The 2,442-nt window shown below is 41.8% G+C and carries 2 protein-coding genes; both read left to right on the top strand.

What is annotated here, in order from left to right:
* Positions 1-185: 185 nt before the first annotated feature.
* Entirely contained in the window at positions 186-1,784 is a 1,599-nt protein-coding gene (locus WBM49_RS12475; protein ID WP_424372382.1) for an IS1182 family transposase, read from the top strand.
* 30 nt (positions 1,785-1,814) lie between these two features.
* On the top strand, positions 1,815-2,442 hold a 628-nt coding region (locus WBM49_RS12470; RefSeq protein WP_424372381.1), incomplete at its 3' end, for a cyanophycinase.

The following is a 2,442-nucleotide window of genomic DNA, read 5'->3' as shown; positions in this document are numbered from 1 at the left end:
CTTGAAACTATTAAAATATCAACGGCTGGATTTGCCACGGCTGGAAATCTAACGATTTCTAACGCCGCCACAAATCATAGCCTAACCGTCAGACTGCGCAACAACCTACCCTTTCTTAATAACTTTGTTGATTTCCTTTAGAAGAGCTAATACCATAACCTATTGATATTGATTATCTTAAGGTTATGGATTTTATAACAGGTTTTAATAGAGATCAATTGATAATGATGGATTTTGAATCATGCCTCGGTATCGATTCATGGGCCAGAATAGTTGATATGTTCGTCGATGTCCTCCCAATGAACGAGCTTGGTTTCGAGGATGTTCTCAATTCCGAAGGAAGGCCTCCTTACCGTTCGGCCGACCTACTCAAGCTCTACCTTTACGGGTACAAGAACAAACTCCGATCCTCACGCCAATTGGAACATGCCTGCAAGGTCAACCTTGAGGTCATCTGGCTCTTGAAGGGGCTAAGGCCATCGGCAAGAAAGATAGCCTACTTCAGAAAAGAAAACGCCAAGGCCTTCAAAATGGCCTTTAGACATTTCGTAACGCTGCTCAAGGACTGGGAACTCATAGAGGGGGAGACCATCGCCATAGACTCCTTCAAGATAAGAGCGCAGAACGCACTTAAGAACAACTTCAACCAGAATAAAATCGACCGCCATATCGATTACATAGACAACAAGATCCTGGAATACCAAAACCAACTCGATACAGCGGACACGGATCTGGACATCCAAGGGATACAGAACAAAATAGCATACCAGAAAACCAAAAAGGAAAAGTACCGGAACATAGAACAAGAGCTTCGGACCAGCGGGGAAAGACAGATCAGCCTTACTGATCCCGATGCCAGATCGGTAGTGCTGCACCGCAACATAATCAATGTGGGGTATAACGTGCAGGCAGGCTGCGATGCAAAACACAAACTCTTCGTCAACAACGACACGGGCACCGTAAACGATACACATGCACTTTCGCCCATGGCACTCGATGCAAAGGAACTTTTGGGCGTGGCAAAAATGAGGACCCTTACCGATAAAGGGTACACCACGGCGAAGCATCTGGAGATATGCACTGACAACGGGATCACGCCCTACTCCTCCCCAAAGGAACATTCTTCCCAACACAACGGGCTTTATCCCATGATCGATTTTAAATACGACAAGGGAATAGACGCATATACCTGCCCTGACGGGCAAATATTGACGACCAATGGAACCGTTTATGACAAGGCCGGGCACAAAGTCAAGCATTACAAGAACAGGCAAGCTTGCAAAGTATGCCCTGTAAGACATCTATGTACCACGAATAAAAACGGACGTTTTATCGAACGCTCCATTTATCAAGGGGCCTTGGAGGAAAATCAAAAAAGAGTGGAGGAAAATTCGGAATATTACAGGCTGAGGCAACAGATAACAGAACATCAGTTCGGGACCCTGAAAAGACAATGGGGCTTTACCCATACTTTGATGAAAGGAAAACAGAACGTGCTCTCCGAGGTGAACCTGATCATGATATGCTACAACCTTAGAAGGCTTATGTCCATCCTTGACCCGAAAGTCTTAAGAAACAGGCTAAAAAAGCTTGGCCCCTCATTATCAGCCCTATTTCGTGGTATATTGAGCCACGGGTGCAACTTTCTCTTTTTTGGATTACCGGGTACCTATTCCGGAACAAAAAAGAAAACCGTTATGGACGCTCCCCAAATCCACATCGATTCATTAATTTTAGTCCAAACGGAGTTTCTGCACAGACTCCCGTTAGCTACAATGACCTAAAAACTCACGTAGAAAAATTAAGAAATACAAATGTTAAAAATATCATTCCTACTTTTTATCACATTAATCTTACCTATTGTAAGTAAAGCACAGGAGAATAAAGTAACTACGGGAAATAAAAATGGAACACTTATAGCGATTGGTGGTGGAGAAATTGGACACACTAGCATTATGAAAGAATTTCGGAAACTAGCTGGTGGAGATTCCGCAAAAATAGTGGTTATACCAACTGCTTTTGTTAAGGACAATGAAATAGACACATTGTTATTGAAAAGAAACTTCAAAGAATATGGTATACCTAATATTACTATTCTACATTCAAATGATTCGATAGAGGTAAATACAGATGATTTTGTTAAACCAATTAAAGAAGCCACAGGTATTTATTTTACTGGTGGTAGACATTGGAGAATCGCAGACAGTTATTTAAATACCAAAGTACATAAAGAACTACTTAAATTATTGGACAGAGGTGGTGTGATTGCAGGTTCGTCAGCAGGCGCAACTATTCAAGGTTCCTATTTAGCAAGAGGAGATACAAGAAACAATCAAATAATGATGGGAGACCACGAAATCGGATTCGGATTTATTTCAAATATTGCTATTGACCAACACGTGTTAAGCAGAAATAGACAGTTTGATATGTTTACAATTCTTG

It is taken from the genome of Muriicola sp. (assembly GCF_049669965.1).
In the GTDB taxonomy this organism is placed as follows: Bacteria; Bacteroidota; Bacteroidia; order Flavobacteriales; family Flavobacteriaceae; genus Muriicola.
Note: the sequence above shows the minus strand (reverse complement) of the source record. Positions and strands in the feature narration are given on the sequence as shown.